This window comes from Streptomyces sp. SID486, from assembly GCF_009865385.1.
Lineage (GTDB): Bacteria > Actinomycetota > Actinomycetes > Streptomycetales > Streptomycetaceae > Streptomyces.
In genome coordinates this window covers 1-4,784 of record NZ_WWJT01000197.1, presented here as the reverse complement: position 1 = coordinate 4,784, position 4,784 = coordinate 1, and the positions used below count along the sequence as shown (strand labels likewise).

The following is a 4,784-nucleotide window of genomic DNA, read 5'->3' as shown; positions in this document are numbered from 1 at the left end:
CGGGCCTGCCGGCCCTGTCCCGCCGCCGGCTGTCCGGCGGCCTGCGGCGCGGGCGAGGAGCAGGCCGCGGCGAGGAACAGGGTCGTCACGGCGAAGGCGGGCAGCAGGGCGCGCCCGTGCCTCATGGGTCTGCGCAAGATGGTTCCTGTGTGGAGTGGGGGGGTGGCGGGGAGCTACCGCCACCGGATCCGCGTGCGGGCGGCCCGGGGACTACTCGTGGGTAGAACTGATCGGTAACTCGTTGACGAGCCATGAGCATGCCATCCGTCGCGCGCGGGTCGCGCACCAACCGGCCACAACTCAACGTGACGTGTGACACGAGGAGTTGGGGCCGGCAGGGCTCAGCTTCCGGACAGGCCCGTACCGCCGAGGCGGGTCAGCAGATCCGCGAGGCCCGTGACGTCCGCCGCGGGCCATGCCGGACCGGTGAAGATCTCGGCGGCGGTCTCCTCCGCCGTGGCCAGCATCTCCGTCAGCCGCTGCCGGCCCGTCGCGGTCAGGGCCGCGTACGCCACGCGCGCGTCCCGGGCGTCCGGCTCCCGGCTGACCAGCCCGATCCGCTCCAGCGGAGCGAGCCCGCGGGTGACCCCGGAGGCGGTCAGCCCCAGCGCCTCGGCCAGGTCGACCCGGCGCATCCGGCCCCCGGGTGCCTGGCCCAGCCGGAGCAGCAGGGTGAAGTCGGCGAGGCTGACACCGTGCAGCCCGCCCAGCCGGGCGTCGAAGCGTCGTACGAGCGCCGTCTGGGCCCGCACCAGCCGCAGCGCCGTGTCCAGTGCCTCGCTCATCGCCGTTGCCTCCCGGTCTTCCGGCGCCCCTTGCGAGGGCTCTCCTTGCGAGGACTCTCCTTGTGGGATCCTTGACTGCTCAAGTTCTGGGCCGGGTTCATGAGCCGGTCGTACGGGCGGCGCGGCGCTGTCGCTTGCCCAAGGGGGCCTGCGAGAGATCCTCGGCGGTGGTCCGCAGGTGCTTGAAGCCGTAACCGCGCTCGTCCAGCCAGGACTTCGCCGCCTCCTCCGCCAGCTCCGTCGCCTCCAGGATGTCTTCCTCTTCCTCTCCCGTGGCGGAGAAACGGAAGACGAAGGCGGGCCGCGCGGCGATGTCGTAGGTGAGGTTCCCCTCGGGGGTGAAGGCGGCGCGCAGGAGGTCGTGTTCGGCAGCGTCGGCCGACAGAGCGGCGCGCTGGGAGTCGGTGAGGCCGTCGAAGGTGCCCCGGACGGTGATGCGGAAGGTTCGGGTACTCATCCCGCGACCTTAGGCACAGCCGGGGCGGGGCCTCCACCGGGTTTCCGTCCCCGCGGCTCCCGCCCGCGCCGTCCGGCACCGCGAGGGGCGGTGCGGCGAGAAGCGGGGCGGTGCGGCAGGGATTGGTGCGGCGGGGTCGGGGCGAGGTGTGGTGAGGGGCGGTGCGGCGGGGAGAGGTGTGATGAGGGGTGGAGCGGTGCGGCGGGGAGAGGTGCGAGGGGGGCGCTGTGTGAGAGGTTGCGGGCCATGACGAAGCACATCGCGCTGCTGCGCGGGATCAATGTCGGCGGGCACGCGAAGATCGCCATGAAGGACCTGCGCGGGCTCTTCACCGGGATGGGTTTCGAGGCCGTCCAGACCTATCTGCAGAGCGGGAACGTCGTGTTCGGCGCCCCCGAGCCGCAGACACCCGCGGAACTCGCCGCGCGCATCGAGGAGCGGATCGCGCAGGAGCTGGGGGTGTCCCTCACGGTCGTGCTGCGCTCCGCCGGCTCGCTGGCGCGCACCATCGCCGCGAACCCGTACCTCGGCCAGGAGGACGACCCGGCCAAGCTGCACGTCACCTTCCTCGCCCGCGAGCCGAGCGCGGAGCAGGCCGCCCGCCTCGAGGTGCCGGCCGGTGAGAGTGCCGTGTTCACGCTGGCGGGCGACGAGATCCACCTGCACGTTCCGGACGGGTACGGCAGGACCAAGCTCAACAACGCCTTCATCGAGCGCCGCCTCGGCATCCCTGCCACCACCCGCAACTGGAGGACGGTCGGCGCCCTGCACGCGCTGGCCGCCGACGACTCACCCCCGACGTCTGGCCGCTGACGACGGACCCTCGACGTCTGGCTGGCGACGACGGGCCCTCGACGTCTGGCCGCCGCCGACGGGCCCTCGACGTCTGGCCGGTGACGACGGACCTCCGCCGTCTGGCCGGCGCGACGTACCCCCGATGACTGAACCCCGACGACTGACCGCGGCCCCACACGCCGCCGCCGCGCGGGTCCGCCGTCGCGAGGCGGTCGGGCCGGGGACGGCGTGTGCGGGACGGCATGTGCGGGGCCGCGAGTGGGGGACGGCGTGCGGGGCGGCGTTCGGGGCGGTGCCGGCCCGGGTCAGCCGGTGTAGGCGGCGAAGACCCGTGTGTAGTCCCATGCGGACTGGCTCACGCCGGAGCAGCTGTCGGCGGGACCGCCCGTGCAGGGCCGGTCCCGGTTGGCCGACCAGAAGGTCAGCCGCGCCAGGTGGTGCTGCTGGGCGTAGGCCAGGATGGTGCGGAAGTCGGCCACCGTGACGGTCTCGTTCTGGTCGGTGATGCCGTTCATGGACGAGATGCCCATGTCCCGGTACGCCTGGTCGTCGCTGTAGTGGTAGGCGTTCTTCAGCGCGTTCTTCAGGCCCTCGGCCGCCTGCACCGTCAGGTTGCCCATGTTCTGGCCGGCGCCGCCGAAGTCGAACGGCATGATGGCCCAGGCGTCGACGGTCAGGCCGGACGCGGCGGCCCGGTTGATGAGGCTGGTGTCGGGACCGTTCTGCCCCGTGCCGATGGTGATGTACACCTTCAGACCGGGGTTGTTCGCCTTGACGGTCTTCAGCGCGTCCACCGTGCGCTGCTGGACCGTCCCGTTGCTGTAGGCGTCGGCTTCCAGGTCGATGTCGATCGCCTTCAGGCCGTAGGCGTTGACGACCTTCTGGTACGCGCCGGCGAGTTCCCCGGCGCTGGAGCAGGAGCTCTCCAGCTTGTTGCCGCTGTAGCCGCCGAAGGACGGGATGACGTCGCCGCCGTTCGCCCGCACGGTGTTGACCGTCTGCTGGTCCACGCCCCCGGTGAGCGGACGGCCGCCGTCCCACTGCGGGTTGCAGTAGCCGTTGCTCAGTACGAAGGCGAGGGTGAACCACTTCACGCCGGTGGCCTGCGTGATGGTGCTCGGGCTGGGCGGGCTGCCCCAGCCGTTGTACAGGTACGGCGCCACCGCCATCGGCGCGGCGGGCGTGCCGCCGCCGGCCGCGGGCGCGTTCCACTTCTGGTTGGCGCCGCCACCGCAGCTCCAGATCTGTATCCGGGTGCCGTTGGCGGAGTTGTTGTCGGTGACGTCCAGGCACTTGCCGGCCTGCGGGTTGACGATGTCGTGGGCGGCGGTGACCGTCCACTTCTGGTTCGCGCCGCCGGTACAGGTCCACAGCTGCGCCTTGGCGCCGTCGGCGGTGGAATTGCCGGTCACGTCCAGGCACTTGCCGAGGGCCCGGATGGTGCCGTCGCTGCCGACCGTCCACTGCTGGGCGTTCGTTCCGTTGCAGTCGTAGAGCTGCACGGGAGCGCCGTCGGCGGAGCTGGCTCCGGCGATGTCGAGACACTTGCCGGCGAGGCCGGTGACGGCACCGGTCGCGGCCTCGGCGGGGGACGCCGTGAACAGGCCGGTGGACAGGGTGAGCACGGTGACCGCGAGCGCGGTGGACGCGGAAAGTGTCCTGGCTCTGGGCATGTCGGGGGACGCCCTTTCGTGGGGGGTGGGAGGTCGCCCGGTGAAACTAGAGGTACAGACCACTTCCGTCAAGGTGTGAAGTAAGAAGTGAGAGAAGCGGAGAGGGGGCGTGCCGCACCCCGGTCGCTGGCCGGAAGTCGTTCACCGGCGCAACGGCGGCCTCTAAGCTCGACGCGTTCGATGATCACGATCCGTCTCGGTGAAGGAGCCTGAACAGCAGTGGAGGACAAGCGCGTTGTCGTCGTGACCGGCGGAGGCTCGGGCATCGGGCAGGCCACGGCCCGGATGCTGGCCGGGGAAGGTCACCATGTCGTCGTCTCCGGCCGGCGGGCCGAGCCCCTGGAGCGCCTCGCACAGGAGACGGGGGCGCTGGCGCACCCGTCCGACGTGGGAGCCCCCGACGGGGCCGAGGGCCTGGTCCGGGCGGCCCTGGACGCTTACGGACGGCTCGACGGAGTCGTGCTGAACGCGGGCATCGGGCGGGGTGGAGCCGTGGGCGACATGTCGCTCCAGGAGTGGGACGAGGTGATGCGGACCAACGTCACCGGTCCGCTGCTCCTGCTGCGCGCCGCGATCCCGCACCTGCTGGAGTCGAAGGGGGCGGTGGTCGCCGTCGCCTCGGTGTCCGCACTGCGCAACGGCACGAGCAACGCCCCGTACGCCACGTCGAAGGCGGCGCTGCTCCAGCTCTGCCGTTCCGTCGCCGTCGACTACGGGCGCCAGGGGGTGCGGGCCAACATCGTGTGCCCGGGCTGGGTGCGCACCGAGATGGCCGACCGGCGCATGACGCGCTTCGCCGCGGAGGCCGGGCTCGGGGACGGCGGGATGGAGGCCGCCTACGAGGAGGCGACCAGGCTGCTGCCCCAGGGACGCGCGGGCGAGCCGCGCGAGGTCGCGGAGGCGATCGGCTGGCTGCTGTCACCGGCGGCGTCGTACGTCAACGGAGCGGTGCTCACCGTCGACGGCGGAACGACGGCCCTCGACCCCGGGACGCTCGCCTTCGACTATCACATCGCGCCCCGCGGAGCGTAGGGCTCCCGCCGCCGAGCCGAGCCGAGCCGAGCCGAGCCGAGC

The 4,784-nt window shown here is 72.1% G+C and carries 5 protein-coding genes; 2 read left to right on the top strand and 3 right to left on the bottom strand.

All coding sequences use genetic code 11. The features are described 5' to 3' along the window. Positions 1-341 precede the first annotated feature (341 nt). Together GT045_RS09795 and GT045_RS09790 are read right to left on the bottom strand one after the other, a co-directional pair. Positions 342-785, bottom strand: a complete 444-nt coding sequence (locus GT045_RS09795) for a MarR family winged helix-turn-helix transcriptional regulator (protein WP_161292016.1) — start codon at positions 783-785, stop codon at positions 342-344. A 97-nt stretch (positions 786-882) separates the two neighbouring features. Then, entirely contained in the window at positions 883-1,242 is a 360-nt protein-coding gene (locus GT045_RS09790; RefSeq protein WP_161292018.1) for a DUF6204 family protein, read from the bottom strand. Positions 1,243-1,488: 246 nt separating this feature from the next. On the opposite strand from GT045_RS09790, the gene GT045_RS09785 reads away from it, so the two are divergent. Next, positions 1,489-2,055, top strand: a complete 567-nt coding sequence (locus GT045_RS09785) for a DUF1697 domain-containing protein (protein ID WP_161292020.1) — start codon at positions 1,489-1,491, stop codon at positions 2,053-2,055. Between the two features lie 287 nt (positions 2,056-2,342). Here the strand turns inward: GT045_RS09785 and GT045_RS09780 are convergent, their stop codons facing one another. Then, positions 2,343-3,710 carry a chitinase gene (locus GT045_RS09780; protein ID WP_161292022.1) on the bottom strand — a complete coding sequence of 456 codons (1,368 nt, stop codon included), beginning with the start codon at positions 3,708-3,710 and terminating at the stop codon, positions 2,343-2,345. 219 nt (positions 3,711-3,929) lie between these two features. Between GT045_RS09780 and GT045_RS09775 the strand changes: the two genes are divergently transcribed. Beyond that, the gene (locus GT045_RS09775) at positions 3,930-4,742 is read left to right on the top strand and encodes an SDR family oxidoreductase (RefSeq protein ID WP_161333921.1); all 813 of its coding nucleotides are present in this window, start codon (positions 3,930-3,932) and stop codon (positions 4,740-4,742) included. The last annotated feature ends 42 nt before the right edge of the window (positions 4,743-4,784 follow it).

Coding starts and splice junctions, on each gene's coding strand:
- GT045_RS09795 (WP_161292016.1), bottom strand. CDS start 785: ATGAGCGAGGCACTGGACACGGCGCTGCGGCTGGTGCGGGCCCAGACG.
- GT045_RS09790 (WP_161292018.1), bottom strand. CDS start 1,242: ATGAGTACCCGAACCTTCCGCATCACCGTCCGGGGCACCTTCGACGGC.
- GT045_RS09785 (WP_161292020.1), top strand. CDS start 1,489: ATGACGAAGCACATCGCGCTGCTGCGCGGGATCAATGTCGGCGGGCAC.
- GT045_RS09780 (WP_161292022.1), bottom strand. CDS start 3,710: ATGCCCAGAGCCAGGACACTTTCCGCGTCCACCGCGCTCGCGGTCACC.